This is a genomic window from Parahaliea maris (assembly GCF_008064665.1).
GTDB lineage: Bacteria > Pseudomonadota > Gammaproteobacteria > Pseudomonadales > Halieaceae > Parahaliea > Parahaliea maris.
In genome coordinates, this window is the sequence record NZ_VRZA01000001.1 from 27,967 (window position 1) to 53,563 (window position 25,597).

Sequence of the window (25,597 nt, forward strand, 5' to 3'; positions counted from 1 at the left end):
CGAGCCACTATGAAAACAATTCGATTCACGAGTGTGGTACTGGCGACCTCCCTGCTTTGCTCTGCAGAGCTTATAGCCCAGAGCGGAAAGCTGACCAATCTCATGAGTGATCAGGAGATGCGGGCAATGGGCCTGGATAACTTGTCCGGCGAGCAGCAGGACTTGCTGCTGCAATGGATTTTACAGCGTTCGGGGTCGGTAGCCGACGCAGAACCCGAGGCCATTCCGTCGCCGACGGTCACTGAAGCACAGGGCGTGGCCGCAAATGAACCTCGTGAGGCGAGCACTTCCGCGCAGGCGGTAGCTCAATCCGGGACCAGCGCAGCAACAGCGTCCTCCCAGCCCACAGCGACATACCAGGACTTCGGCAAGGCCCGCCCCCTACCCGATGATATGCGAAGCCGGATTCTCGGCAAGTTCGAGGGCTGGTCGGGCGACACCCGCTTCAAGCTCGAGAATGGCCAGGTCTGGCAACAGCGCTACAAAACCACCTGGCGCACCGAGATGGACAGCCCCGAGGTCGTCATTACGCGCCACCTCCTCGGGCTTCACCGTATGGAGGTGGTCGGCACGGGGCAGAGTGTCCCCGTCAAGCGGGTCAAATAACGCCCGGCAGTCTACTCTTTGCTGGCGTCAATCATGACCGACGCCAGGGTCGTATAGGTCAGGGTCCAGGCTTCTTTCACCGCGTCGGTGAAACCCTCCCCCAACCCCTGACCCAGGGTCCATAACAAAGCGGCTCCCACCGTGTCGTAGTGGGAATCCTCCACCCCATAGCCCACGTGCCGGCGCCCAAGGTCCTGTACCGCGGGCACTATGTCATCCAGCCGATCCAGCGAGACGACGGCGGTGTTGATCATCGTCATCAACTTTTTCCCCTGTTGCTTCATATCGCCTTTAAACAGGGGTTGAAGGCCGGGGTCCAGTTCAAACAAGCGGCCGTAGAACAACTCGGCGGCCTGTTCGGAGATGGGGACCACCTGCTTCCAGCTGTCTTTTACCAGTGTTACCTGTTCGGGTGTCATATCAGATCCTCGTATCAGTTATTAAGTCGCTACCCATTTCATTCGCCGGCGGCCATGCGCACCATGTAGTCTACAGCCAGCAATTTGCTCAGTTGCACCCGGTTGTAGGACTGGTGGGGTTCGTCGCCGTAAACCACTACGGGTACGTCCGGCGATATCAGCTCTGTGGCAAGTTGCAGATTCATAGTTTTCCGCGCACAAAAAAAGGCGCTCCCACCGGGGCTGTGTTAACAGTCCGGTTGGGAGCGCCTTTGCTCTCGTATCCTGGTTGTCTAACGACGATAAATCGTCATCAGTGTCATTCCCCTCTTGGTTGGCAAATCTTGTGCCATAAATAATTTATTTACTTAAAACAACAACTTGAGTACTACAACACCGTGCATGAACACCCATGCCGCCTACGTTTTGGTGCAAGTGCCCTGTGATGGACCTTCAAATTTGGTGCGCCGCACCAGGGCATTGGTACTCGCGCGCCCGTCAGCGGCTGTCTGGCCCGGCCGGCAAGGCGCTCGTATACTGCCTGACATAAAGTGCTTTGATACGGGGAGCAGACCATGGACTGGGAAGCGCTCGGCGCCAGTGCCGAACTGATTGGTGCCGTGGCGATCTTTATATCGCTGGTGTATCTGGGTGTACAGATTCGCCAGAACACCCAGATGATTGCCAGCAACATGGAGGCAACCCGGCTGGCCGCCTTTGAGCGCAACGTGGAATCGGGTAACCGGTCCCGTGAATTAATGCTGCTTTATCCGGAACTTGGCGAACTGTTTCTGAAAGGATGCAAGGATCTCGACGCCCTTGATGGCAAGGAGCGTTTTCGTTTCGTGCTGTTGTTGCGCAATCTCTTTTCTTCTATCCAGGGGGCTTATATACGTCAATTGACACTGTCCCATGATCCAGAAGAATTCGCGGGTAGTGCCCGGGTCATTGACGAACTGGTGGCGAATCCCGGTGTTCGCCAGTACATCGAGCGCAGTGACCCGGACTGGCGACCGGAATTCAGGGCGCTGGTGGAGGAGCGCCTGAAGATGGTCTGACCCTCAGGTACCTGGCGCCTCAGTGCAGTTGCCAGTGGCGGGAGCAGCACAAAGACTCCTTGCTCAGGCCAACGCGCTGCACAAACCGGTCCTGGCACAGCCAAGGTGGGCCACCAGATGCTCACTGATATCCCGCGCATCATCTTCAGTCCCGAACAGGAAACTCGACTTGCGACGACGCAGGAACGGCAGCCCCATGACATACAACCCCGGCGCATTCGTCACTACGCCCCCAGAGTGCTGCAGCTGTCCCTTGGCATCCAGCACCGGCAGGTCCAGCCAGGAGTAATCCGGCCGATAACCCGTGGCCCAGAGCACGGTGTCAATTTCACCACTGCGCAAATCCAGGTCGAGACGGGGTGGATCCGGCAGGCGTGTGGGTTCGGGCCGATCAGCTGCGCCGACCTCGCCTGCCAGTCCACGCTCCTCGATGAAATCATCGATGCGCTGGAGCAGTCTTCCCTGCTTCAGGTCCGCGAGCTTGACCGCGTTGGCCAGGGAACCGGAAAACTGCAGGCGGTTGCCGTCAACCCCCGCCAGGCGTCCCACCACCTGGACACCGCGACTAACGAGTGTGTTGAAGTCGAGCGTCTCGCGAGCCGGCGTACCGATCAGCTGGGCGGAAGGCAAACGGCGGGCCCGGCGCAGGTCTTCGACCTGGTCATGACACTCGTCCAGCATTCCCGTGGCGTGCATCCAGTAGAGAATATCCCGGTCGCGATAGGTCCGGGGCATCCGCACGTGTTCACCGGCAGCGAGAATCACCTGGCGGCCGCTGCGCTGCAGTTCGTCAGCAATCTGCAGGCCCGTCGCGGCGGCACCCACCACCAGCACGCCGCCCTTACCCAGCTGGCCGGGATTGCGATACGCGTGGGATGTTATTGAGCGTACCTTGACCGAACCGACCTGGGGGATGGCGTCCGCCACCTTCGGCACAACCGGGCGATTGAACGCACCCGTGGCCAGCACCAGGGCCCGGCATTGCCACTCTCCGCGATCCGTCGCTACCCGGTATCCGCCTTCAACCGGGCTCACCCGGGTAACGGTGGTGTGGGTATGAATGGGCGCATCCAGGGTGCGCGCGTAGCCGCTCACGAAGTCGACCACCTCCGGCATGCTCATATAGCCATCGGGATCGCTACCGGAGTAGCCAAACCCGGGGAGGCGGCTCTGCCAGTTCGGGGTCAACAGGCGCAGGGAGTCCCAGCGCTCCCGACGCCAGCTGTTGGCCACTTCACCCCGTTCCAGCACCACGTGGTCGATGCCGTTCGCACAGAGGCAATGGCTCATGGCCAGCCCGGCCTGGCCAGCGCCGATGATGACGGCGCTGACCCGACGGTGCCCCGGAGTCAGGGAGTGGGTGTTCATCCGCGCACCACAACTTCCACCGGGGTGGGATTGGTGATGATGTCGTACACGGCGGAGCGCTTCTGGGACTGGGCCACCACCGCTTCGATCTCTTCATGGGTGGCATCGGCGTCGACCTCAAACAGGACACGAATCCCCCGATAGCCATTGCGCACATCGGGATCGATACCGAGGATGCCCTGGATGTCCATATCGCCCTCGATGCAGACCTTCACCATATTCAACTGGATGTTGCGGTGCTGGGCGACCGAGGCGACACCCGCCGTCAGGCAGCTCGCCAGGCCCACCAGCACATATTCCACCGGGGTGGCGCCCTGGTCCTCCGCGGCGAAAATCTCGGGATGGTCAGCGTCGAAGGTGAAGCAGCGCTTGTGGCACTGGTCTTCACCCAGGCCGAAAAACTGCTCTACCTGGGACTGACAGTGGGTACCATTGATCCAGTTGCAGGTGGCCCGCCAGCGGAACTGGGCCGCCTCGGGGGCCTGCGACAGCGCCTCGCGCGCATCCAGCAGTGCGGGAACGTTGACGCCATTGTCGACAATTTTGGTATAGGTGTTCATAACAACTCTCCTGGTGACTCGTAGGGCGGCGGCACCCTGTGTCCCGCCGATGCAACCAGTCTCGCCAGCCAGCGTGAGAGTGAACGTGGAAACGTGCGTGGTTTTTCAGATTTTCAGGCAGTTACTCACCGGGGAAGTTCGCCGGGCTGAAGCCGCGGCAAGCCCAGACCCGCTCAACCGGCATACCCGCCTGCTGCTGGGCGAGGCGAACCGACTCCGCATCCGGGGCGTGGTACAGGCAGAGCATGCGCTTGCCGTCACCCGAGAGGAAAGTGCGCAAGAAGGTCACCCGGTGCTGTTCCAGGCACCAGGCATGGGCGTCCTCCTGTGCCTGCAGGGCATCCAGGTCCGCTTCGCTATCGAAGCGTCTTTCCACCACCACGGCAACGGCCTCGGTCCGCCCCGTGTCATGGACTGCGCCCGCCCAGGCCGTGCGGTTGCGAGCCGGGTAGTCGCGGGAGATCATGCGCACGGATTCGGTATCCGGCGCCACAAAGCGGCAGACCAGGCGACTGCCGTCTTCCGCCAGCAGGCTTTCCTGCCATTCCACCCGGTACAGTGGCAGGCAACCCACCACCTCATGAGCCATCTCGGCGAATCCACCGGTGCTCATGGCTTTGTCAAACTCCCGCTCAAGAACGACGTCGGTCATGGGTTTTCCTCCTTTCTCTCGGGAACAGGGTGGCGGCCCGTTCCCGGGCCCAGGGCGCTGCGGCCCCCTCATCGAATTCTCCGGGCTCCGCCGGTTCAGTGTCTTCACTGCCCCGCCGGAGTTGCTCAAGCGCGACCCGGGCCAGCAGAATCTCGGACGGCCTCTCCATGAGCCGGGCCAACTCCAGGGCCTCGGACGCCCGCGCCAGCGCCTGTTCATGGCGGCCATGTTGTATATCCAGCGCTGCGGCGCGATTGAGCAGAAAGGTCAGGCGCTGTTTGGCATCGGCCGTGCGCACCGCGGCAATCGCGGCCTCCAGTTCCCCGTCGTCACCCTCCAGGCCATAGCGGCTGAGGGCCTGCATGGCGCAGGCGAAGGGGTACTCGCTGCCCTCCCGCAGCCGGGTACCGATTTCCAGCAAGGTCTGGCAGCGGTCCAGGGCCGCCGCATAATCACCCCGCTCTACCTCTACCACCGCGAGGTATTCGCTCGCCATGTACTCATTGAGGCGGTCACCCCGCGCTTTGCACAGGGTACGGGCCTCCTCGAGATGATCCACTGCGTCTTCCATGCGCCCTTCGTAGTACCGCAACAGGCCCAGTGCCGTGGGTAAGGCCTGGCATTGCACACCGGCGCGCCGGGCCAGGGCGCCGGCTTCCATGGCCATGGCGTCCGCCTGGGGCAGGTCTCGCTCCAATAGCACCAGACACTTGGCGGCCTCGGCCATACCCAGGATATGCGCCTCTTCGGACCCGGCTCGGGCCACCCGTTCGGCTTGCAGCGAATCGCGCCGGGCATCGGACCACTGACCGTGCATCCAGCGGACATAGCTGGCCATCTGGTAGCCCAGCCTGGCGTGGGAAAGGGCCCCGCAATCCAGGGCCTGCTCGGCGAGCGCAACGTACTCTTCCACCGCGGCCCGCCAGTCCTCCAGGGGGGCCGCACTCATACGCACGTCGCAGAGCTCAAGGGTGAGGCACACGCGATCACAGGGGTCCAGCACCGCCACCAGCTCCTGGCCCTTGCGGTAGAGTTCCAGGGCGTCGTCGTTGGCGTAAAAGCGCAGGCACAGGCGGGCAGCAGACACCAGCCCCCGCACCGCGAGGGCAGGGTCGCCACTGCGGGTCGCGTGATGGGCGAGGTCGGCGGCCAGCGACAGGTCGGTGGCGGCCTCCTCCTCCAGCAATTCGGCCACCCGCCGATGCATGACCTGCTGTCGCGCGGGACTGAGTTGCTGATAGACGCCAAGCGCGACCAGGTCGTGGGCAAAGCGGAACCCCCGCGGGCCGGGGTGCAGAATGCCCTGCCCCTCTGCCGCCTCGACCGCGCGCTCCACCAACTCCCGTTCCTGCCCGGTCACCTGTACCAGGGTATTCAGGCTGATTCGCGGCGACAGCACGGCGGCCCAGTGCAGCACCTCGGCAACCCCGGGTTCCAGCCGTGACATCCTGTCGTGCACCATCTCGGCAAGCGATTCGCCGCTGCCCCCCTCCGCCACCGCCCGGGCCAGTTCGCGGGCCAGCAAGGGGTTCCCCGCGCACTGCTCACTGAGGCGCGCGGCATCCACCCCCGGGCACTCGCGCTCGATCAGTTCGCACAGTAGTTCAGCCGACAGGGGCTGCAAGCGGACCTCCTGCAACAGGCGGTTCTGGCGCAGGTCGCGCACCGCGGCCTGCACTGCGGCATTATCCCGCAGCTCCGTTTCCCGGGCGGCGGCCACGAGCAGGAAGGGCTGGCGTGCACTGACGCGCAGCACGTAATGCAGGGCGCTCACACTGGATTCGTCGCACCACTGCACATCGTCGAACAGGATGACCACGGGACGCTTGCCCACCTCCTCGCAGAGCAAGTCATTGAGGGCAGCAAAGGCCTGGTCCCGGGTGATGGGCTCCCCTCCGGACAGCAGGCGGCTGGCCGGATTGTCCGGCAGGGCCCGGCGCAGGGCATCGTTCCATACCGCGAAGGGCCGCACCTGCTCTGACTCGAAGGCGCTGGCCTTGAGAATCCCGTAGCCCTTGGCCCGGGCAATGCGGGCGGTCAGCTGTAACAGGGCGCTCTTGCCCAGCCCCGGGTTGCCGCGGATCAACAACAGACTGGGCCGGGTAGCGACCGGGAGTTGTTCGACCAGGCTGGTTAACAGGCCGATCTCATCATCGCGGCCGACCAGGTCGTGGGCCGCGGCCGCAGCGGGAGAGGATTGCGCAGCCGGCTCTGCCGGCCGGGCCTGGCCCGCCCCCTGGCTGGCCCCGCGCCAGGCCTTTTGCAACAGGCCGCTGCCGGGATCACCCACCTCCTGTAACTTCTGCAATCCCAACCGATAGTGCTGCTCGGCTTCCGGTTTGCGGCCCTGCTCCCTGAGCAGGGAGACCAGCCTGGCCCGGGCGGGCTCGTCGTAGGGCGACAGGCCAACCAGGCGCTCGACATGAACCAGGGCCCGCGGCGGGTCGTCCAGCAGGCGCTCAGCCAGGCAGCCCAGCAATTCCACCTGCAGGCGTTGGGCCCGCTCCCGTTGGCCAATGCACCAGGTGTGGAATTCGCTCTGGTCGGGCAGTTCCAGGCCCGCCAGAAAGCCGCCCTGGAAGGCCTCCGAACCCGCTTCGAGGGAATCCGTGGGAACCGCCGCCAGATTACCGCTGACCAGTTGCTCCAACTGGCACAGGTCGATGGCCACATCGCTGGTATCAAAGCCGACTGTGCTGCGATCTGCGTGGATTCGGGGGCGATCTTCGTCATCCACCAGCTTGCGAATCTTGGACAGGCTCCAGCGCAGGGCGCCACGGGGGTCATCGGGAATTTCCCACAGCAATTCGCAGAGCTGCTCCCGCCGGTGGTTACGCGGGTCGAGGGCGAGGTAGGCAAGCAATCCGCGGGTCTTGCGGGACGGCGGCAGGGCGAGCGCCACCCCGCCACGCTTGACCTTGAGGTCACCCAGCACCCGCAGACTCAGATCCGCCGTCATCCACCACCCCCTCCGTGGTTGTGATCCGCAGATTATAGATGAAGGAGCCACCGAACCAACCCCCACGGTCGGCGGTGAAAAAACCACGCTCACTTACACGCTCACTACCCTGCTCTGGCCACAGGATTGGCACTGAAGATGACGCGGCGACTTCGGGCCGCACTGAACAGCTAAGGAGATCGTCATGGCACGTTACGACAATATCACCGACACCATCGGCAACACCCCGCTGGTACGGTTGCAGAAACTCGCCCCGGAAGGGGTCAACCTCTATGTCAAGGTCGAGGCCTTCAACCCCATGGGTTCGGTCAAGGACCGCATGGCGCGGGCGGTCATCGAGGCGGCGGAACGCAGCGGCGAGTTGCGCCCCGGGCAGACCGTCATCGAGGCGACCAGCGGCAATACCGGCATCGGCCTGGCCATGGTGTGTGCGCAGAAGGGTTACCCCCTGGTGGTGACCATGGCGGAGAACTTCAGCGTGGAGCGGCGCAAACTGCTCCGTTTCCTCGGGGCAAAGGTGGTACTCACCCCCGCCGCCGAGAAAGGCACCGGCATGATCAACAAGGCCCGGGAGCTGGCAGAAACCCACGGTTACTACCTCTGCCGCCAGTTCGAGAATGAAGCCAACGCAGAGGCCCATCGCAATACTACCGCCCCTGAAATTCTGGCGGACATGGGCGATGACACCCTGCACTACTGGGTATCGGGTTTCGGTACAGGCGGCACGCTCAAGGGCGTAGCCAGCGGCCTCAAGGCGGCGAGCCCCCAGACTCGCGTGGTAGCGGTTGAACCAGACAACAGCCCGGTGATGGCCAGCGGCATCCCGCAGGCCCGCCACGACGATGGTTCCCCCAGCGACAGTCACCCGCTGTTCCGGCCTCACCTGATGCAGGGCTGGGCGCCCGACTTCATTTCCCGCCTGACCGAGGACGCCGTCACCGCCGAGCTGGTAGACGAGGTCGTGGGGGTAGCCGGAGACGAGGCCCTGTCACTGGCGCGGGAGCTCGCCCGCCAGGAGGGAATCTTTGCAGGCATATCCAGTGGCGCCACACTGGCCGGGGCCCTGCAGGTGGCGCGCCGCTCTCCCCCCGGGACCAACATCGTGTGCATGCTGCCCGATACCGGAGAGCGCTACCTGTCGACGCCGCTGTTTGAAGATATCAGTGTCGACATGAATGAGGGCGAACTGGCCCTGTCCCACTCCACGCCGGGCTGCCAGTTCGGTGGTGGCAGCTCCGTGCCACAGCCGGTCACCGAAGTCGTGCCAGACTTTGGCGCCAGCCACTTCGTGGATGACACCATCGATCAACAGCCGGTCGTTATGTTTGCCCTGGAGTGGTGTGAATTCTGCTGGTCGGTACGCAAACTGTTCGGCGCTCTGGGTGTTGAGTACCACAGTGTCGATCTCGACTCTGTCGAGTTCCAGAATGAGGACCGCGGCGTCCGTATCCGCGCAGCCCTGCGGCAAAAGGTGGATAGCCCCACCATCCCGCAGATATTCATTGGCGGCGAGCACATCGGCGGTTGCAGCGAACTGTTCACGGCCTATCGCAGCGGCGCGCTGCAACAGAAACTGGCCGCCGTTGGCATCTCACTGGATGGCGTTGCCCCCATCGACATCGACCGTCTGCTGCCCCAGTGGCTCCACCCCCGCAAGAGCGCGTGAGGAGATCGCCATGACGTTTATTAACACCATCGACCCGGCCGACGCCCCCGCGGAGGTGCAGGCCATGTATCGGCAACTTCAGGGCCGGCTCGATTACCTGCCCAACTATGCCCCCGTATTCAGTCATCGCCCGCGGGTGATGTCAGCCTGGGCGGCGTTGCAGGACACTATTCGGGAGGAACTGAGTGATCGAGAGTACAGCCTGATCACACTGGCCGCCGCCCGAGCCATGGGCAGCACCTACTGCGCGCTGGCCCACACCCGTAAACTCTGCCGCAAGCACTTCAGCGAGGAGGAGTTACTTGCCATCCTGCAGGAACCCTCCAGCAGCAGCCTGACGGCGGCCGAGCGCGCCATGATGGCCCTGGCGGACAAGGTGGTTCGCTCACCGTCCACGGTCCGGCAGGAGGACGTGGATGCCCTGCGCGAGCAGGGCTGCAGCGATGCCCGGGTGTTCGACGTGGTGGCAGCGGCGGCGGCGCGTTGTTTTTTTGCGAGGGTGCCGGATGCGCTGGGCGTTCGGGCCGACCCTGCGTTGGGACAGATGAACCGGGTGTTGCGGGAGTTACTGGTCGTGGGAAGGCCAATAGATGGCGGCGCAAACACGGTGCCTGGTTAGGCGGAGGTGTTGGCAGGAGCATCAACCAGGGTAGCCCACTCACCACACGCTGGAACCGGCCCTCCCCATCACGCACTGGTAGCAAGCGAGCCTTATGTCGGGGCATACTGAAGCAATCCCGAGGTAACCCGCGACCGGAGAATTGCTGCCTCCATGAATGCCAGACTCAAAGGTCCCTGGTTGGAAAGCCAGGTCTCGTCGTTTCTCGAACAGTCGGTCTATCCCTTGCGGTTAGCCTGCGTGGACCCTGAAGGGGTCCCGGTGGTGGTTTCGGTTTGGTATCTGCTTGATAACGGCTCCCTGCAGTGTGTCTCGCACCAGAAGTCACACCTGGTACGGCTGTTGCGAGCAAACAACCGGGTTGGCTTCGAGGTCGCGCCGAATGAACCCCCTTACCACGGGGTTCGCGGGCAGGGCTCTGCCCGGCTGACGCCGTTGGGTGAACGTGACACCCTGAACCGGCTACTGGTGCGCTACCTGGGCGGCACTGATTCCTCCCTGGCCCAGTGGTTGCTGTCGCGCAAGGCCGAGGAAGTGCTGATATCCATCGACCCTACGCAGATATTCAGCTGGGATTATCGGCAGCGGATGGCCGATATCCCGGCGCCAAACTCTGGCAAGTAAACTCCTCCCGCTACACTCAACGGAATGGAGCGATGCAGCCGAAAGCTGCACAATGAAAGCAGGGAGAACTACAGCTCCAGCTCAATTTTCACCCCGAACCTGGCCGCCATGTCGCGCTTCTCCAGGTCGGGACCCACGGCCTCGTTGCCGATGACGTTATCACTCTTGAGGCCTTCCGTCGCCTCGCTGCGCAGTATCACCAGCAGGTCGGTATCATCCAGCACAGCAAAGGGAAACTCATGCCAGGTCCCGCGGTGCATCATGAATCCGGCGGAGCCGTCGAACAGAAACGCCCTGATCTCCTTGAGGTCAGGGAGCGCTTCCTCGTTGGGGGGAGCGAACAGGGCAACAAAAGGCTTTGACCCAAGAGGGACGAAAGCCTGCGTATGCTCGGTATGCCGCTCCATGTACTCGGCAATATACGGCCGGCGTTGCAGGGTACAGACCGTCATCTCGGTTTTGTCATCCGACACAAACTTGCCGGCCCGGCGCACCTTGACCCTGCCTTCATAGAGATCAATGGGCAACGGAGCCACGCTTTCATCGCGCCCAAGGACAACCCCAAAGGGTTTCAAGGCTTCGGCGGTGGGTGTTTCCACCCTGATTTTCAGATGCTCTGTTTCACTCATTGCTCAACCCTCCTCAATTCCGGTTTCCTGGTCCGGGTACATACGAACGCAGGCACTGTGCACTGCGCGCTTGATACTCTGGTAACCCGTGCAACGGCACAGATTTCCCGCCAGCGCCTGATCCACCTCGGCGGCGCTCGGTTGATGATTGTCGGCCAGCAGTTCAGCCGTGCTCAGCAGAATGCCCGGTGCACAGTAACCGCACTGCAGGCCCGCCTCGTCCCAGAAGGCCTGCTGGATCGGCCCCATCTCGCCATCCTGCTGCAAGCCTTCTATGGTGGTGATCGTCGCCCGGGGCAGGCTGGCGGCAAGGGTGATGCAGGACTTGGCAACCTTGCCGTCGATCATTACCGTGCAGGCGCCACAGTGCCCGGTACGACACCCCATGTGCGTACCCTTCTTACCGACTTCATCCCGCAGGACATCCAGCAGGGTGGCATTCGGCAGCACCTCCAGTTCATGCAACTCGCCATCGATGCGCAACTGAATAAGCGCGCTCATGTGCAGCAAATCTTCCATCAGGCAGCCCCCTCTTCTCGCTGCGAATTAATCGCCTGTTGCACCGCACGCCGGGCCACGACACCCGCCATCGCCCTGCGCCATTCAGCGTCACCCTGCTGGTCGGAAAGGGGCTGGCTGATGGCTTCTCGGCAGGCAGCCTCGATAGTTCGCCCCACGTCTTCCGACCAGGGCTTGCCCACAATGTGGGACAGGTCGATGACTTCCAGTTTCTCGGCAGCCGCGCCCACCACCAATCGGACCGCAGACAACGACTGTCCGTCCAACTGCACAATGGCAGCGGCATTGGCAGAGCCATAGGCGCCGCCGGTACTCTTGAATTTCTGGTAGCCCCAACACGAACCCGATGGCTGCGGCCTGGCCAGCACGCGCACCAGAAGGCTATCGGAGCCCAGGCCGTGACGGGTGTCCGTGAGCACATCCGCGAACGCCGTGGTCCTCACACCGGACTCATCGGCAATCTCCAGTTCTACCTCCAGGGCCAGCAGCGACGGTGCGATGTCGTAGAGTGGATGCATGGCCACGATGTTGCCGCCAATCGTTCCCCGGTTGTGAACCTGCCAGCCACCCCCGACCTGCGAGGCGCTATTGGCGAGTAACGGCAGATGCTCACCCACCAGGGCATTCCCCTGCAGTTCTCTGTGGACGGTGAGTGCCCCGATCGACAGGACACCCTCATTGAAATCAATACCGCGCAGCGCCTCGATTCCCGCGACATCGATGAAGACTTCCGGCATCAGGGTGCCGGAATTCACCGCCGGCATCAGTTCCTGCCCGCCGGCGACAACCACGGCACCGGAACTCAACCCGGCCAGCAGACCCACGGCCTCCTCTACGGAACGCGGCCGCGCATACATTGGATACAGGCTCATATCAGTGCCCTCCTTCCGCCGCCTGGATAGCGGCCCAGACCCGGGGAGGACTCAACGGCAGGTCGTGAATCAGCACGCCCAGCGGTTGCAGCGCGTTGTTCACGGAGTTGACCACAGCGGCGGCGGAACCGCCGACGCCAGCCTCACCGGCCCCCTTCAACCCCAGATAGGTATCCGGGTTGGGTGAATCGTGATGCACCATGGTGATGTCAGGGACGTCACTCATGCGCGGCATGACATAGTCGACAAAGCTGCGGGTGAGCTGACGACCGCCTTCATCAAAGGTAATTTCCTCGCTCAACACGCCTCCCAGGCCGAATCCGATCGCCCCGCAAGCCTGCCCTTCTACCAACACCGGGTTGATAACCTTGCCACAGTCGTGGGCGGCAGAAATTGCCAGCAATTCAACCTTGCCGGTCTCCCGGTCGACTTCACACACGCTGACGTAAGCCGCATTGGAATAGCTGGGGTAAGGATTGATATGACCGTTCTTGTCCGGCGTATGGCGAATCGAGGGTGGGCGGAAAGTCCGGGTGACTTCCAGAGGGGGCTCGATGCACAGAGCCACATCATAGGCCCGGGTGTAGGCGGCGTAACACACTTCGGCAAAAGACAGCGGCGTACCCGGCTTGCCACGGCCAAAGTACAGGCCGTCCTGGAATTCCAGTGCTTCGAGGTCCACTTCCAGCAGGGCGGCGGCGACCTTGTCGATCATCTTGCGGACATCCTGCGCGGCCAGGGCGGCCGAACCGCCGCCGACGATGGTGCTGCGTCCCGAGTAATTACCGAAACCGTAGGGCGACGCATTGGTATCGCCCTGCAATACCTCGATATGATCGATATCCACGCCCAACTCGTCCGCCACGATCTGGGCAATACCGGTCGCGTTGCCCGTACCGGGGCTGGTAATGCCCGTCAGCACTCTTACGGTCCCGTCAGGGCCGACACGAACGGTACTGGAATCGTAACCGGCGACCATGGTGCCCGGGATGGCACCGCCCTCCGGCGTAAGCTCAAAGGCAACTCCGATGCCGATATACCGCCCTTCAGCCAGCGCCTGCGCCTGTTTTTCCAACCAGTCCTCATGATTGATAGCATCCAGTGCCTTGCTCAGGGCACCGCCATAATCGCCTGAGTCGTACATCAATCCAGTGGGGCTGCCATAGGGAAACTCGTCGTGACGGATAAAGTTCTTGAGCCGCAGTTCCACAGGGGACATACCCAACTGGCGGGCCGCATGGTCCATCGCCAGCTCCAGGGCGATCGCCGTCGACTCCTTGCCGTAACCGCGGGCGGCATTCCAGGAGGGCTTGTTGGTATTGACCGCATGCACCTGCACGTCGATATCGCGAACCCGGTAGGGGCCGGGCATGGTCAGGCCCGTGAGAAAGGCCATGCCCCAGCCCGGACAGGCAGAGGGGGCCCCGAGGTTGGCATAGAAGCGATCGCGCAACCCGAGCATTCTCCCCTCGTCGTCGAAGGCCATTTCGAGGTAGTGCCGCTGCTCGCGCGCGCCGATCAGCAGGCACTCCTCACGGCTTTCGACCCACTTCACCGGGCGCCCGGTCAACTTTGCCATGAGGCACAACAGGGATTCTTCCGGGTGGCCATGCATCTTCATGCCAAACGCTCCACCGATGGTTGAAGCGATAATCCGAATCTTGTTTTCCGGCATGCGCAGGGTTTCAGCCAGAACCAATCGCAAGGGGTGGGGATTCTGGGAGGTCGCGTAGAGTGTGATGCTCTCGGTATCGTGCTCCCACACCGCGTTGTAGCAGCGGGTTTCCATCGGCTGGGTGGAGAACCGGTGAATACCGACCTCGGTGCTGACAACATGCGCCGCCGAGGCAAAGGCACTGTCGGTATCGCCAAACACGAATGGCACGTACATCAGGAGATTGTCGTCCCATTCCGGTACCACCCGCGGCGCATCCTCGGCGAGTGCCTGCTCGGCATCGGTCACCGCCTCCAGGGGCGTATAGTCCACCTGGATACGGGAGGCTGCATAGCGCGCGATATTCGCATCGTCCGCTACCACGATGGCGACGGGCTGGCCAAAGCACCAGGCCCGGTCTACCGCCATCGGGCGAATGTCCGCGGACTTACCACCGAATACAGCCGGGTCGAGATAGTCCGTAATGGGATTGGTGTACTCGGCCACCTCCCGCCCGCTCATCACAAGGCGGACACCCGCCACCTTTTTCGCGCCGGAAACATCGACGCTGTTGATCACAGCCGATGCGTGGGGGCTGCGCAGGATGTGGGCGTACAACTGTCCGGCGAAAGTGTAGTCGTTGGTGTATTTTGCTTTCCCCAACAACGGGGCCCGTCCTTCCTTGGTACGGACGAACTTGCCCACATACCCTTTGCTGTCTGCCTGACTGGTGCTCATACCGTAAAACCTCCTGCGCAAGCCGTACTGCTAGAACTGGTAACCCAGTTCGACACCGAAGGTTCTCCGGGCGCCGGGGGAAACAAAGGACCCGCCAAACTCCACGGCCGGGATCACTTCGGCGACGATATCTTCGTCGAGCACGTTGGTCCCGTAGGCGGTAATCCGCCAGGAATCGTGCGCAGCCAGCATGATGCGCAGATCGAGGGTGTCGTAGGCATCCCGCTCGGACTTGGAGTAATCCGCGAAGCCCAGGCCCGGATAGAAGAGATCGAATGACGTCCGTATCTCATTCTCCTGTACCGTGTGGAACCAGGTGGGGCCCGTTACACGCCAGTCAGCGCGCAGGGAGAGTTCCATGTCATCACCGAGGGGCAGGATGTATTGGGCGCCGACGTTGAACGTATAGTCCGCGGTATAGGGCGACTTGTTGCCCTCGGTTCCCGGGCGGGCGCTGTTATCGATAATTTCACTGTCGTTGACTGCCGCGCTGCCGAATACCGAGAAATTGTCGGTCAGTGCGGCATTGATGGTAGTTTCGACACCGTAGATTTCCACCTTGTCGATATTCGAAACCACTCTCAGCAAGCCGAATGAGCCGGTAAAGAACTCAAAGAACTGCATATCGTCGACTTCGGTGTAGTAGGCGGCGATATCCAGCGTCACCAGTCCATCCGCCAAGGTGCCCTTGGCGCCCAGCTCGAACGCACTGGAGGTTTCCTCACCGTACTCATCGGTGATGTCGAGCCCGGAGCCCAGGGGGATGTTGTAGTTCTCTTCCAGTATCTGGCGGCTACCCTGGTTGTTGAAGCCACCTGCCTTGAATCCTACCCCCCAGCTCGCATAGGTATTCCAGGTATCGCTGAGCATGTAATTCAGGCTTACCCTTGGCTGCCATTTGGAGTAGGTATTCCCGGCATCCGGTATGGTCCCCTCGGCTGGCAGACCGGGGTTGATGGGAGCTCCCGTGGCCGGGTCCAGTACGTTCGGCACGCGACTGCTCACCTCCCGCTCTTCGCGGTCGTAGCGAAGTGCGAAAGACAGATCCAGGCGCTCGGAGATGTCATAGTCCAGCGAGCCGAATACCGCATAGACGTCCGTGTCGAAACGGTCGGCGAACATCAGGGAGGTGGGGTTGATCGACTCCGGGGGGTTATAGGGCTGGAGAATCGCGCCCTGCCCCTGGTCCTCGGCAATGGAGACTGACGTTTCCCGTTCCAGGTTCAGATAATAGGCGCCAGCCGACCAGTTGAGGGGGCCGTCATAATCGGAGGCGATGCGTACTTCCGCACTGAGGTCCTCCTGAGCCCGGGCCTGGTACTGGGTGCCGTCACAAGTGGTCGGGCCAAAGGGACCATACACCGAACTGAAGGGGTCCGGCAGCAACACCTGTGGACTGGGCAGCAGATAACCGGAATTGAAAATCTCTACGGCTGTCTGCCGACAGGAGGGCTGCAATTCAAAGCGGTAAAATGAGGCCGCTGTACTGTCTGCGATCCAGGCCTGCTCGACGTCCGAGTACAAGCCCCAAGCGGTCACCGTGTAATCGTCCAGGTCCCAGGTGCCTTTCACGGAGAACTCTGTCGTCTCCTGGGTGTTTTCGGGTTTGATATTGCCGATGAAGTCGTAGTTGTGATCGTTGACGTCCTCGTCGAACAGAGGGTCACCGAGGGCCGCGGCAAAGCCGGGCAGGCTGAAGACAGGATTGAAGGTGAGCGCTGAACCCTCGTATTCCGAATACCGCGCTTTGACGTCAAGCTCGAGGGTATCGGTCGGCGTGAATACGAGACGGGCACCGAGGGTGTCATTGTCCCGCGCGTCCACCGTGTTCCCGCGAGCAGTCGGTACCGGGCTGCGATTGCGGTAGTAACCGTCAGATTCATAGTGATCGCCGTAGAGCACGAACCCGGCGTTGTCGCTCAGGGGGCCATCGATGACGGCGGTGACACCCAGGTGATTCTGCTGGCCGGCTTTTACCGCGACATCGCCAGAGAACTCTTCCCCGGGTTTCCTGGTGGTCAGGATGACCGCGCCAGCAGCTGCGTTGCGGCCGTAGTAGGCGCCCTGCGGCCCCTTCATCACCTCGGTTTGTACCAGGCTCCCGTGGATTTGGGCGATCTGTGCGGTATTGGTTTTCAGGATGCCATCGACCACCAGGGCCACATTGTTCTCGGCATCCCGGGCGCCATTGATACCGCGAATGTTGATCTGTGTGTCGCCCACTTCCGTCGAGTTGGTCACGATCGTAACGCCGGGTGTCAGACCGACAACACCCTCTACTGAAGTGACACCCGTGCGACGCAGCGCATCCTCCGTCAACACCGATACACTGGCAGGCACTTCCTGCAAGGTTTCTTCCACCCGGCGGGCAGAGACAATCACTTCCTCCAGGCCGCCGCGGCTTACGCCGGTCTGAGCCTGCGAAACCGAGGCATTTGAGAGCAGTGGAATGGCCGTGGCAACGGCGAGGCCGAGTACTGATGTCCGGTTATGTGTACGCATGGTTCTCCCCTACAGGCCAGAGCGGCCTCTTCCAAGTCGTTGTTGGTAAAGCCTGGTCTCTGCGCCTGTTGGCGGTCGCTTCGGACCAGATGGATGCGGGCACCCGGGATGGCTAAAAAACTTATCAGGCTCTACAGCGAGGTCAACTTATTTTAATCTAGCTATTTCTATGGCAATTATTTATGGTTATTGCATGTAATTTACATGCTTTATGCCCATTTATTAGCTGTACTGTTTGTCTTTGAAAATCCCTAACCTATTGAATTTAATGAAAATGACTAACGAAAACGAAAATTACATGTCCAGCTCGGAGCTGGCTGCTGAACTGACTCGTGTCGAACTCGCCATCATTCGCACCATCGAAGCATTCAGTCGTTGGAGCACGGTGTTACAGAAGTCGGCCTCCGGTTCTCCCCTGAGCTACCGGTCCGTTGCCCTGCTGCACTCGATCAGAATGTGCGGTGGCGCCCAGAATCTGTCCGAGTTGCTGATGTTCCTCAACCGCAATGATGTCTCCACGTTGCAGTACTCACTCAAGAAACTGGAGCAGGACGACCTGATCGAACGGGTCACGGGGAGTTCGAAGCGGGAAGCGGGCTATCGCCTCACCGACAAGGGCATGGAGGCCACCAGCGAATACGCCCGGTTGCGGGAAGAAATCCTGATCCGCTTGCTGGATGACCTGAAGGATTTCGACACGGCGTTAAAGCGTTCTGCGGGTACCATCGAGCGCATGACGGCGGTGTATGATCAGGCGACGCAAACGGTGATGAACCGGAAAATCAGTGCGCGCCAGTAATGACGCTTTCAAGATAAGGCGAGTGCAACGCGGCCGATGACAATGTCCTGCTAGTTCATTGGGCCGCAACGATGGCTGTGGCGGGCTCAATACCGGCGAAGATACTCGGTGTGATCCAACTCCCAATGCTGCGTGTCAGCGCCGGGTCACCCAGCAGTTGCAGGCGTTTGTCGGCCTGGGCCCTGCGGTAGCTGACGTCACCCATCCACAGTTCACACATGGCGCGCAATTCAACGTTGATGTAGACGTCCACTTCCTTGCCCGGGTCGTGTACACAGACATCGACGTCTTCCTCTTCCACCACCACCCACCAGCGCTGGAATTCCGTGACGTCGGTGAAATTGAAACAGATCACCGCCTGCCGCCCTGGCAACTTTTCCGGATCGATGCTGCGCTCCATGTAAAGCATCAGCAGTTCGATGTCGAAATCGTTTTCGACGAGGTTATTGCGGGCCCAGCGCATACCCCAGCTCCCCACCTGCTCCAGCACGGGGAGCAGTTCCTTGCAGGACTCCGTGGGGAAGTATTCGTAGCCTTTCTGGCCGGCGATTTTCCGCTTGGCCAGCAGGCCGTCCTGTTCCAGGCTGGCCAGTCGCCGGGTCAACAGTGAGGGGGAAATCGACGCCAGCCCGCGTTGCAATTCATTGAACCGCGTCCCCCCCATCAGCAGTTCGCGGATGATCAATAGCGTCCATTTTTCCCCAAGGATCTCCAGGGCCTTGGAGATCGGGCAAAACTGCCCGTAACCGCTTTCTGGCATGACTTCTCTTCTGGTAGTGGGTTACTTCATAAAGTGTAGTGCAACGCTGCAACTTGTGAAGTAGTTGCCAGGCGGCCTCCCGGGTACCTTGGATCACGTACAAGGCACACCGACGCGGAGGAATCAGTCATGTGCAGAAGCAATCGCAAACCCATCGACACCCGGGCGCTGCGCCATGCGCTGGGACACTTCCCCACCGGGGTTGCGGTGGTCACCACCGCTCCCGAAGGCTGTGCGCCCGCGGGGATGACGATCAACAGCTTTCACTCCATTTCACTGGAACCGGCTCTGGTGGGCTGGTGCATCGCCAGACAGGCGGGCAGCTATCGCACCTTCCAGCGCTGTGGCCAGTTCACCTTCTCGTTCCTCGACGAGAACCAGCGCTACGTGGCTGACCGCTTTGCCCGGCCCGGCGTAGACAGGTTCGCCGGACTGGATAGCAGTGGACCGGCCGGGCCGGTGATACCCGGCGCCTGCGCCTGGTTACGTTGCCGGCTCTATCGGCAGGTAGCCCTCGGGGACCACCTGCTGATCGTCGGCAAGGTCAGCGCCTTCGGGACATCTCCGGGGCATCCCCTGGTGTTTGCCGGGGGTAAATACGGCAGCGTGCAGCGCCCGGTCGAGCGTGAACTGCCACACCCGGCAGCATTGCTGGCGGCAGGTAAAGCAGACTTCACTACAATCAATCGCACCAGTGCTGGTGGCGGACTCTAACGAACGCGGGGCAGCGATTCTGCCCGGGAGATAAAAAATGAAAGCCAATGTACGTATCACAGACTGTATCGAAACCATCGGCCCGACTCTCGCCAGCAATGGCGAACAGGCGGACGCAACCGACACATTTTCCAGGGAGAACTACGACCTGCTGGCCGAGCACCGGGTGTTCTCTGCGCTGATACCTGAAGCGCATGGCGGCGGCGGAATGTCCTACGCCGATGTGGCGGAGTTGCTCCGCAAGGTGGCGGGTTACCATCCTTCTACCGCCCTCTCACTGTCCATGCACCAGCACGTGGTGGCTGCCAACGTCTACAAGGACCTGCATGGCCAGGGAGGCGGCCCCATGCTGCAGAAAGTGGCCGCCAACGAGCTGCGCCTGGTGAGCACCGGCGCCGGGGACTGGCTGGCCTCCAACGGGGAGATGGAGGCAGTGGAGGGAGGTTACCTGTACACCGCGACCAAGCACTTCGCCAGCGGCTCACCGGCCGCGAACCTGTTGGTCACCTCGGGCCCCTATGAGCACTCCGAGGAAGGCTGGCAGGTACTGCACTTCCCGCTGCCGCTGAACGCGGAAGGGGTTACCGTGCTCGACAACTGGGCCCCGATGGGCATGCGCGGCTCCGGCTCCAATAGCGTGAAGATCGAGAAGGTATTCATACCCGAAGCAAGCATTGTGGCACGTCGCCCCCGCGGTGATTTTCACGCCATGTACTGTGTAGTGCTGCCGGTCGCACTGCCGCTGATCATGTCGGTTTACCTGGGCGTAGCGGAGCAGGCCGCAGCCAGGGCACGCGCGCGCTGTGCTGCAAGCAACGACCCGGTGACGCCCTATATCGTGGGGGAAATGGAAACTGCACTCACCACCGCCCGCGTAATGGTGGACGACATGGTACGCATGGCCGACGGCTACACCTTTGCGGCGAACACCGACACCGTCAATGAAATGGTGAAGCGCAAAACCGTGGCTGCCGAGGCCTGCAAGGTGGTCTGCGCCAAGGCGGTGGAAGCCTGCGGCGTCCCCGGCTTCATGCGCGCCAACGGCATCGAGAGCCTGCTGCGCGACGTGATGGCCTCCCACTTTCACCCGCTGCAGGAGAAACGGCAGCACCTGTTCACCGGTTCGGTGGCGCTGGGCAAGGAACCGCCGGGGCAGGCGTTCTGAGTAATCCAGCCCTTTTTGTACCCATGGGCGCAGGAGAGGGGACCTCCTGTGCTCAGGGGGCAGCCGGGTGGTACTCACCGCAATAGCCTTTACAATAAACGCTTTTGCTCAACCCGCGCTGCCTATGAAAAAGTTGATCCTGTTCGGCCTGCTGACCATGGCCATGCTGTCCGCCTGTGACCGCTCCGACCATTCGGAGGCCTCTCCAGAGACGGCTGCCACCATCACAGCAACAGACGCCACGAATGCGAGTGAGGCCCCCGACGGGCCGCTCCCCGAAGGAGTTCACCCCACGGCCTACCGCCTGAACCTGTTCCTCGACCCGCGCCTCGATGACTTTTCCGGTGAGGTGGACATCGACCTGCAGCTTGATCGAGCAGTCGACCACATCTGGATCCACGGCAAGGACCTGCAGGTCAGCAAGGCCATCATTCAACCCGCCGGCGGCAAGACGGTAACCGCCAGCTACTCGCAAGTCCTCGACAGCGGCGTGGTGCGCGTTGATTTTGCCGAGACCCTGCCCCCCGGCACCGCAACCCTGCAGCTGGCCTACAGCGCCCGCTTCGACCGCAACCTGGCGGGCCTGTTCAAGGTAGAGGAGCAGGGAGAGTCCTACGCCCTCGCCAAGTCCGAATCGATCCAGGCGCGCAAGTACCTTCCCGGCTTCGACGAGCCGGGCTTCAAGGCGCCCTTCGATATCAGCCTGACCATTCCCGAGGACTACATCGCTATCAGCAACGAGCCGGTCGTTCACAGCTCACCCGCCGGAACTGGACTGAAAAAAGTAACTTTCGCCACCAGCCGCCCCACCCCCACTTACCTGCTGGCGCTGGCGGTGGGGCCCTTTGACGTGGTGGAACGTCCTGCGATTCCAGCCAGCGACTATCGCGAGCAGCCTGTGCCGCTGCGCGGGTTTGCGCGCAAGGGCCGCGGGGCGGACATGGCCTATATTCTCGACGCAACACCGCGCATGGTGGAAATCTTCGAGCAGGAGCTGCAGCGGCCCTACCCGTTCAGGAAGCTCGACATCATCGCCGCGCCCCAGTGGCCCAGCGGTGCCACGGAACTGTCCGCCGCCATCACCTATCGCGAGCAGCTGGTTCTGGTCGAGGGTGACGAACCAGCGCCGGGGGCCCGCCTGGCGCTGCTCGGTGTCCACGCCCACGAGATCGCCCACATGTGGTTCGGCAACCTCGTCACACCCCCTTGGTGGGACGACCTGTGGCTCAAGGAGGGCTTCGCCACCTGGGGAACACCCCTCGACCTGGCCATCCTCGAGCCGGACGGCGGCCACGAATTGAACGCTGCCATTCGCGCCCTCGGCGCGATGCAGCTGGACTCCCTGGCCAGCACTCGCGCGATTCGGGAGCCCATTGCCGGCAACGAGGATATTCGCAACGCCTACGACGCCATCACCTACGCCAAGAGCCTGGCGGTAATCCACATGGTCGACAGTTATTTTGGCCCGGAACGGTTCCGGCCGGCCCTGGGCCGCTATGTCGAAACTTTCGCTGACGGCGTCGCTGATTCGGACGACTTCTATCGCGTGATCGGGGAAGAGACGGATACCCCCGAATTGACTGACACCTTTCGCAGTTTCGTTGAGCAGAAAGGCGTTCCCCTGCTGAGCATCAACCTGCACTGCATCGCCGAAGCCGGCCCCCAGGTGGCGATCCGCCAGCAACGCTATCGCCCCATCGGCTCGGCGATCCAGGACAGTGGCCAGCAGTGGACCATCCCCCTGTGCCTGCGCAGCGACCAGGGCCGGCAGTGCCTTATGCTGACAGAATCAACACAAACCCTGCCGCTGGATGCCGAGAACTGCCCCCATTGGCTGTTGCCCAATGCCGAGGGCAGCGGTTACTACCGCTGGAACGTTGCCAGTGACCAATGGCAGGCCCTGCTGGATCAATTCGGGGGGCTATCCGCCCAGGAGCAGTTGTCGCTGGTGGACAGCGCGTTCGCCGCCTTTGACGCGGGACAGCTCGCGGCCAGCACGCTGCTCGAGGTGGTACGCGCTTCCTCTGGAGCCTCCCGACGCCAGGTGATCACTGCGCCTTTCAGGCCACTCGAGACCTATCGGCACCGCTTCCTGCAGGATGAGGCGCAGCCGGATTTCACCCGTTTACTGGCCTCGCTGTACCAACCGGTGCTTGAACGTACAGCCGACAGCGAGGAGCCAGAGCAGGCCTTGCTGCACAGTGAAGTGCTGGCCTTCATGGCGCGCACCGGTGTAGACACCCAGGCGCGCGAGAATCTGGCTAAACGTTCCATTGCCTTTACCGGCTTTGAGGGCGAGCGCGCCCCCGAAGCGCTGGACTCCGACCTTTACGACGCGGCGCTGGCCGTCGCCATACAGGATACGGGTACGGCTTTTCTGCCCCACCTGGTCAAGCTCAGGGGCGAGCTGGACGACCCCCGCTTCGACAGCGCCAGTGCCAACGCCATTGGCGCCGCCATTCACAGCGAACAGGCAGCAGAAGTGCAGCGACTGGCGCTGAGCGAGTCTGTAGGGCCACGTGAATCCTTCGGCCTGATCGCCACCGCGATGGCGGTACCGCAGCTGCAGGACCAACACTGGGAATGGCTCCAGAGCCATTTTGCCGAGGTGCTGGAGAAGATACCCGGCCAGTGGCGCCGCCGTACGCCCGCCCTTGCCCGGGCTTTCTGTAGTAGCGAGCGACTGGAGGAACTGCGCGCTCTGTACCGGCAACACGGTGCGCTGGCGCCCGGGCATGAGCGCAGCCTGGCGCAAACGGAGGAAACCATCGAGTTGTGTATCGCCCAGCGCGAGCGCGCTGGCGACTTCACTAAAGCGCTGGTGAACTGAGGGCGTGTAGGGGGGTCCAGGGGGGGTGTAGATAGCGCCGGGGCGCGCTGGTTGAGGCTCAGCCGTCCACCAGCGCCAGCTCGGACTCCAGCACCGCCTGGTAGCCGTCGGGCAACACATCGGCCCAGGCGTCCAGTCCAGCGCGAAGACCTTCCAGGGAGTCCGCCACCAGGTTGGCGTGCCCCAGCTTGCGCCCGGGGCGATAATCCTTGCCGTACCAGTGCACCACACCCGGATGCTGCAGCCAGGCGCTTTCGAAGGGTGTGCCGATAATATTCACCATGGCGGCACAGCCATGCACATTGACCGCGTGCAGCGGCACCCCCGCCAGGGCGTGTACGTGCAGGTCGAACTGGGACCAGTCGGCGCCTTCGTGGGTCCAGTGCCCGGAGTTGTGCACCCGCGGCGCGATCTCGTTGACCATCAACTGACCGTCCACTTCAAAGAACTCGACGGCCATGACCCCGGCGTAGTCGAGCTCTTCCATGATGCCCGCGAGCATCGCTTCCGCCGGCTTCTGCAGGGCAGCCGTAGCGTTGGCGGGTGCCAGGCTGAGGCGCAGAATGCCGTCCACGTGCCAGTTGCGGGTGAGCGGGTAAAAGAGGGTTTCGCCACTGATGCTGCGGGCGCCAACAATGGACAGTTCGCGACGGAAGGGAATCTTCTGCTCGATAATCGCCTTGCCCGCCAGTTCGGAGGCGGGAACGGAGGCAAGATCACCGCCCTCACCCACAATCCAGGTTCCGCGACCGTCGTAGCCGCCACTGCGAGCCTTGACCACCACACCGCCAAACTGCTCGACGGCAGCGTTCAGGTCTGCGGCCTTGTCGAGGGTCACCCAGGGTGCGGTGGGGATACCCAGCTTGTCGAGCATGCTCTTCTGGGTGAAGCGGTCCGGGATCACCGCCAGGGCACCCCGGGCCACGCAGCGATCGCTGTTGGCCAGGTCGGCCGAGAGGCCGCTGTCCGGAAAGGCTTCGCGCTCCACGGTAATCACCGGATAGCGTTCCAGGCACTCCTCCCAGCTGATCGGCACCGCCAGATCCGAAGTGCCCGGCAATAACAGGGCGCGTTCGGGGTCGTAGCGGTCCACCACCAGGCCCAGCCTGGCCGCGGCCTCGGCCATCATCAGCCCGAGTTGGCCGCCACCGAGCACGAGTACGCGATTCATCAGCCCTGTCCCAGCTCCGCGTTGGCCAGCACTTCCTCGGCACGGGAGGCTTTCCAGTCGGCAATTTTCGCGAGCTGGGCCGGGTCATCCACCGCCAGCATCTGGGTCGCCAGCAGGCCAGCGTTCCAGGCGCCTGCGGTGCCGATGGCCAGGGTGCCCACAGCCACGCCCTTGGGCATCTGCACGATGGACAACAGGCTGTCCCAGCCCGACAGGGTGCTGCTTTTCACCGGCACACCGAGCACCGGCAGCGGGGTCAGGGAGGCAATCATGCCCGGCAGGTGCGCCGCACCGCCGGCACCGGCAATGATGACCTTGTAGCCGTTGGCATGGGCACTCTTGGCGAAATCGACCATGCGCTGGGGAGTCCGGTGGGCGGACACCACCTCGGCCTTCCAGCCCACATTGAACTGGGTCAGGGCATCGCAGGCTTCCTTCATGGTCTCCCAGTCCGACTGGGACCCCATTACCACGGCAACCGGTGTGCTCATTTACTTCACTCCATTGCGCCCATCACGGGCGTTTGCGGGATTCCGGCAACAACGCCAGCCCCCCGATAAAAACGAGGCGCACACTTTACTAGCGCTGGCGCCGGAGGCAAGTCTGACGGCGAAAAAACCACCAAGGCATGTCGCTTTCTCCGACAGATGGCGATTTTAGCGTGAAATGGGCACGGATGCCTCTCGCCAGCGCTCAGGTGGGCAGATTGGCGCTCCCTTCCCGCTTTATCGACC

General features: G+C 62.4%; 23 protein-coding genes and 1 pseudogene. 10 read left to right on the top strand and 14 right to left on the bottom strand.

Going from position 1 to position 25,597, the window contains the following annotated elements:
• The first annotated feature begins 9 nt into the window (after nt 1-9).
• The gene (locus FV139_RS00115) at nt 10-606 is read left to right on the top strand and encodes a hypothetical protein (protein WP_148066224.1); all 597 of its coding nucleotides are present in this window, start codon (nt 10-12) and stop codon (nt 604-606) included.
• An 11-nt stretch (nt 607-617) separates the two neighbouring features.
• On the opposite strand, the gene FV139_RS00120 is transcribed toward FV139_RS00115, so the two are convergent.
• A complete protein-coding gene (locus tag FV139_RS00120) occupies nt 618-1,025 on the bottom strand; it encodes a globin family protein (RefSeq protein WP_148066225.1) in 408 nt (135 codons plus the stop codon).
• Between the two features lie 38 nt (nt 1,026-1,063).
• Nucleotides 1,064-1,210, bottom strand: coding sequence for a hypothetical protein (locus FV139_RS21000; protein WP_187276323.1), 147 nt, complete (start codon nt 1,208-1,210; stop codon nt 1,064-1,066).
• Nucleotides 1,211-1,579: 369 nt separating this feature from the next.
• Here FV139_RS21000 and FV139_RS00125 point away from each other — a divergent pair, with 369 nt between their 5' ends.
• A complete protein-coding gene (locus FV139_RS00125; protein ID WP_148066226.1) occupies nt 1,580-2,062 on the top strand; it encodes a hypothetical protein in 483 nt (160 codons plus the stop codon).
• Between the two features lie 63 nt (nt 2,063-2,125).
• On the opposite strand, the gene FV139_RS00130 is transcribed toward FV139_RS00125, so the two are convergent.
• The 4 genes from FV139_RS00130 to FV139_RS00145 form a co-directional block, all read right to left on the bottom strand.
• Nucleotides 2,126-3,430 carry an FAD-dependent oxidoreductase gene (locus FV139_RS00130; protein ID WP_148066227.1) on the bottom strand — a complete coding sequence of 435 codons (1,305 nt, stop codon included), beginning with the start codon at nt 3,428-3,430 and terminating at the stop codon, nt 2,126-2,128.
• Nucleotides 3,427-3,990: an OsmC family protein gene (locus tag FV139_RS00135; RefSeq protein WP_148066228.1), complete on the bottom strand. Its 564-nt coding sequence runs from the start codon at nt 3,988-3,990 to the stop codon at nt 3,427-3,429. Before FV139_RS00135 ends, FV139_RS00130 begins: the two co-directional genes overlap by 4 nt.
• 121 nt (nt 3,991-4,111) lie before the next feature.
• The gene (locus tag FV139_RS00140) at nt 4,112-4,642 is read right to left on the bottom strand and encodes a nickel-binding protein (RefSeq protein WP_187276324.1); all 531 of its coding nucleotides are present in this window, start codon (nt 4,640-4,642) and stop codon (nt 4,112-4,114) included.
• The gene (locus tag FV139_RS00145; protein ID WP_148066230.1) at nt 4,623-7,601 is read right to left on the bottom strand and encodes an ATP-binding protein; all 2,979 of its coding nucleotides are present in this window, start codon (nt 7,599-7,601) and stop codon (nt 4,623-4,625) included. The genes FV139_RS00140 and FV139_RS00145 overlap by 20 nt, the downstream gene beginning before the upstream one ends.
• A 184-nt stretch (nt 7,602-7,785) precedes the next feature.
• On the opposite strand from FV139_RS00145, the pseudogene cysK reads away from it, so the two are divergent.
• The 4 genes and pseudogenes from cysK to FV139_RS00160 all read left to right on the top strand — a co-directional run.
• Nucleotides 7,786-8,826 (top strand): annotated as a pseudogene (gene cysK / locus FV139_RS00150) (cysteine synthase A); the annotation flags it as partial.
• Between the two features lie 96 nt (nt 8,827-8,922).
• Nucleotides 8,923-9,267 carry a glutaredoxin domain-containing protein gene (locus FV139_RS21175; protein ID WP_235898525.1) on the top strand — a complete coding sequence of 115 codons (345 nt, stop codon included), beginning with the start codon at nt 8,923-8,925 and terminating at the stop codon, nt 9,265-9,267.
• A gap of 10 nt (nt 9,268-9,277) precedes the next feature.
• Nucleotides 9,278-9,886: a carboxymuconolactone decarboxylase family protein gene (locus tag FV139_RS00155; RefSeq protein WP_187276325.1), complete on the top strand. Its 609-nt coding sequence runs from the start codon at nt 9,278-9,280 to the stop codon at nt 9,884-9,886.
• A gap of 153 nt (nt 9,887-10,039) precedes the next feature.
• Nucleotides 10,040-10,510: a pyridoxamine 5'-phosphate oxidase family protein gene (locus tag FV139_RS00160; protein WP_148066233.1), complete on the top strand. Its 471-nt coding sequence runs from the start codon at nt 10,040-10,042 to the stop codon at nt 10,508-10,510.
• 68 nt (nt 10,511-10,578) lie between these two features.
• Here FV139_RS00160 and FV139_RS00165 read toward each other — a convergent pair whose 3' ends face one another.
• Genes FV139_RS00165 through FV139_RS00185 form a run of 5 tightly spaced genes read right to left on the bottom strand, consistent with a single transcriptional unit; the run spans nt 10,579 to nt 17,424 of the window.
• A complete protein-coding gene (locus FV139_RS00165) occupies nt 10,579-11,139 on the bottom strand; it encodes an ureidoglycolate lyase (RefSeq protein WP_148066234.1) in 561 nt (186 codons plus the stop codon).
• A gap of 3 nt (nt 11,140-11,142) precedes the next feature.
• Complete coding sequence (locus FV139_RS00170; RefSeq protein ID WP_148067007.1) at nt 11,143-11,640, bottom strand: (2Fe-2S)-binding protein; 498 nt, start codon at nt 11,638-11,640, stop codon at nt 11,143-11,145.
• Between the two features lie 17 nt (nt 11,641-11,657).
• Nucleotides 11,658-12,530 carry an FAD binding domain-containing protein gene (locus FV139_RS00175; protein WP_148066235.1) on the bottom strand — a complete coding sequence of 291 codons (873 nt, stop codon included), beginning with the start codon at nt 12,528-12,530 and terminating at the stop codon, nt 11,658-11,660.
• 1 nt (nt 12,531) lies between these two features.
• On the bottom strand, nt 12,532-14,922 hold the full coding sequence (locus FV139_RS00180) for a xanthine dehydrogenase family protein molybdopterin-binding subunit (RefSeq protein WP_148066236.1): 2,391 nt from the start codon (nt 14,920-14,922) through the stop codon (nt 12,532-12,534).
• A gap of 30 nt (nt 14,923-14,952) precedes the next feature.
• Nucleotides 14,953-17,424 (bottom strand): TonB-dependent receptor, encoded by a 2,472-nt coding sequence (locus FV139_RS00185; protein WP_148066237.1) that lies wholly within the window; start codon nt 17,422-17,424, stop codon nt 14,953-14,955.
• A 274-nt stretch (nt 17,425-17,698) separates the two neighbouring features.
• Between FV139_RS00185 and FV139_RS00190 the strand changes: the two genes are divergently transcribed.
• Nucleotides 17,699-18,223 (top strand): winged helix DNA-binding protein, encoded by a 525-nt coding sequence (locus tag FV139_RS00190; RefSeq protein ID WP_187276326.1) that lies wholly within the window; start codon nt 17,699-17,701, stop codon nt 18,221-18,223.
• A gap of 55 nt (nt 18,224-18,278) precedes the next feature.
• Here the strand turns inward: FV139_RS00190 and FV139_RS00195 are convergent, their stop codons facing one another.
• Nucleotides 18,279-18,983 (bottom strand): winged helix-turn-helix transcriptional regulator, encoded by a 705-nt coding sequence (locus FV139_RS00195; RefSeq protein ID WP_148066239.1) that lies wholly within the window; start codon nt 18,981-18,983, stop codon nt 18,279-18,281.
• A 129-nt stretch (nt 18,984-19,112) separates the two neighbouring features.
• Between FV139_RS00195 and FV139_RS00200 the strand changes: the two genes are divergently transcribed.
• The 3 genes from FV139_RS00200 to FV139_RS00210 all read left to right on the top strand — a co-directional run bounded on the left by FV139_RS00200 (nt 19,113) and on the right by FV139_RS00210 (nt 23,692).
• Nucleotides 19,113-19,697 (top strand): flavin reductase family protein, encoded by a 585-nt coding sequence (locus FV139_RS00200; RefSeq protein WP_148066240.1) that lies wholly within the window; start codon nt 19,113-19,115, stop codon nt 19,695-19,697.
• A gap of 37 nt (nt 19,698-19,734) precedes the next feature.
• Nucleotides 19,735-20,862 carry an acyl-CoA dehydrogenase family protein gene (locus tag FV139_RS00205; protein WP_148066241.1) on the top strand — a complete coding sequence of 376 codons (1,128 nt, stop codon included), beginning with the start codon at nt 19,735-19,737 and terminating at the stop codon, nt 20,860-20,862.
• A gap of 124 nt (nt 20,863-20,986) precedes the next feature.
• Complete coding sequence (locus FV139_RS00210; RefSeq protein WP_148066242.1) at nt 20,987-23,692, top strand: M1 family metallopeptidase; 2,706 nt, start codon at nt 20,987-20,989, stop codon at nt 23,690-23,692.
• Nucleotides 23,693-23,750: 58 nt separating this feature from the next.
• Here the strand turns inward: FV139_RS00210 and FV139_RS00215 are convergent, their stop codons facing one another.
• Nucleotides 23,751-24,863 carry a 5-(carboxyamino)imidazole ribonucleotide synthase gene (locus tag FV139_RS00215; RefSeq protein WP_148066243.1) on the bottom strand — a complete coding sequence of 371 codons (1,113 nt, stop codon included), beginning with the start codon at nt 24,861-24,863 and terminating at the stop codon, nt 23,751-23,753.
• The gene (gene purE, locus FV139_RS00220) at nt 24,863-25,354 is read right to left on the bottom strand and encodes a 5-(carboxyamino)imidazole ribonucleotide mutase (RefSeq protein ID WP_148066244.1); all 492 of its coding nucleotides are present in this window, start codon (nt 25,352-25,354) and stop codon (nt 24,863-24,865) included. The genes FV139_RS00215 and purE overlap by 1 nt, the downstream gene beginning before the upstream one ends.
• Nucleotides 25,355-25,597 lie beyond the last annotated feature (243 nt).

What these genes read in the sequence shown, in the direction of transcription:
- FV139_RS00190 (WP_187276326.1), top strand. Translation starts at nt 17,699, where the DNA reads ATGACTAACGAAAACGAAAATTACATGTCCAGCTCGGAGCTGGCTGCT.
- FV139_RS00115 (WP_148066224.1), top strand. Translation starts at nt 10, where the DNA reads ATGAAAACAATTCGATTCACGAGTGTGGTACTGGCGACCTCCCTGCTT.
- FV139_RS00135 (WP_148066228.1), bottom strand. Translation starts at nt 3,990, where the DNA reads ATGAACACCTATACCAAAATTGTCGACAATGGCGTCAACGTTCCCGCA.
- FV139_RS00205 (WP_148066241.1), top strand. Translation starts at nt 19,735, where the DNA reads ATGAAAGCCAATGTACGTATCACAGACTGTATCGAAACCATCGGCCCG.
- FV139_RS21175 (WP_235898525.1), top strand. Translation starts at nt 8,923, where the DNA reads ATGTTTGCCCTGGAGTGGTGTGAATTCTGCTGGTCGGTACGCAAACTG.
- FV139_RS00160 (WP_148066233.1), top strand. Translation starts at nt 10,040, where the DNA reads ATGAATGCCAGACTCAAAGGTCCCTGGTTGGAAAGCCAGGTCTCGTCG.
- FV139_RS00175 (WP_148066235.1), bottom strand. Translation starts at nt 12,530, where the DNA reads ATGAGCCTGTATCCAATGTATGCGCGGCCGCGTTCCGTAGAGGAGGCC.
- FV139_RS00130 (WP_148066227.1), bottom strand. Translation starts at nt 3,430, where the DNA reads ATGAACACCCACTCCCTGACTCCGGGGCACCGTCGGGTCAGCGCCGTC.
- FV139_RS00125 (WP_148066226.1), top strand. Translation starts at nt 1,580, where the DNA reads ATGGACTGGGAAGCGCTCGGCGCCAGTGCCGAACTGATTGGTGCCGTG.
- FV139_RS00180 (WP_148066236.1), bottom strand. Translation starts at nt 14,922, where the DNA reads ATGAGCACCAGTCAGGCAGACAGCAAAGGGTATGTGGGCAAGTTCGTC.
- FV139_RS21000 (WP_187276323.1), bottom strand. Translation starts at nt 1,210, where the DNA reads ATGAATCTGCAACTTGCCACAGAGCTGATATCGCCGGACGTACCCGTA.
- FV139_RS00155 (WP_187276325.1), top strand. Translation starts at nt 9,278, where the DNA reads ATGACGTTTATTAACACCATCGACCCGGCCGACGCCCCCGCGGAGGTG.
- FV139_RS00145 (WP_148066230.1), bottom strand. Translation starts at nt 7,601, where the DNA reads ATGACGGCGGATCTGAGTCTGCGGGTGCTGGGTGACCTCAAGGTCAAG.
- FV139_RS00195 (WP_148066239.1), bottom strand. Translation starts at nt 18,983, where the DNA reads ATGCCAGAAAGCGGTTACGGGCAGTTTTGCCCGATCTCCAAGGCCCTG.
- FV139_RS00215 (WP_148066243.1), bottom strand. Translation starts at nt 24,863, where the DNA reads ATGAATCGCGTACTCGTGCTCGGTGGCGGCCAACTCGGGCTGATGATG.
- FV139_RS00165 (WP_148066234.1), bottom strand. Translation starts at nt 11,139, where the DNA reads ATGAGTGAAACAGAGCATCTGAAAATCAGGGTGGAAACACCCACCGCC.
- FV139_RS00200 (WP_148066240.1), top strand. Translation starts at nt 19,113, where the DNA reads ATGTGCAGAAGCAATCGCAAACCCATCGACACCCGGGCGCTGCGCCAT.
- FV139_RS00170 (WP_148067007.1), bottom strand. Translation starts at nt 11,640, where the DNA reads ATGAGCGCGCTTATTCAGTTGCGCATCGATGGCGAGTTGCATGAACTG.
- FV139_RS00140 (WP_187276324.1), bottom strand. Translation starts at nt 4,642, where the DNA reads ATGACCGACGTCGTTCTTGAGCGGGAGTTTGACAAAGCCATGAGCACC.
- purE (WP_148066244.1), bottom strand. Translation starts at nt 25,354, where the DNA reads ATGAGCACACCGGTTGCCGTGGTAATGGGGTCCCAGTCGGACTGGGAG.
- FV139_RS00120 (WP_148066225.1), bottom strand. Translation starts at nt 1,025, where the DNA reads ATGACACCCGAACAGGTAACACTGGTAAAAGACAGCTGGAAGCAGGTG.
- FV139_RS00185 (WP_148066237.1), bottom strand. Translation starts at nt 17,424, where the DNA reads ATGCGTACACATAACCGGACATCAGTACTCGGCCTCGCCGTTGCCACG.
- FV139_RS00210 (WP_148066242.1), top strand. Translation starts at nt 20,987, where the DNA reads ATGAAAAAGTTGATCCTGTTCGGCCTGCTGACCATGGCCATGCTGTCC.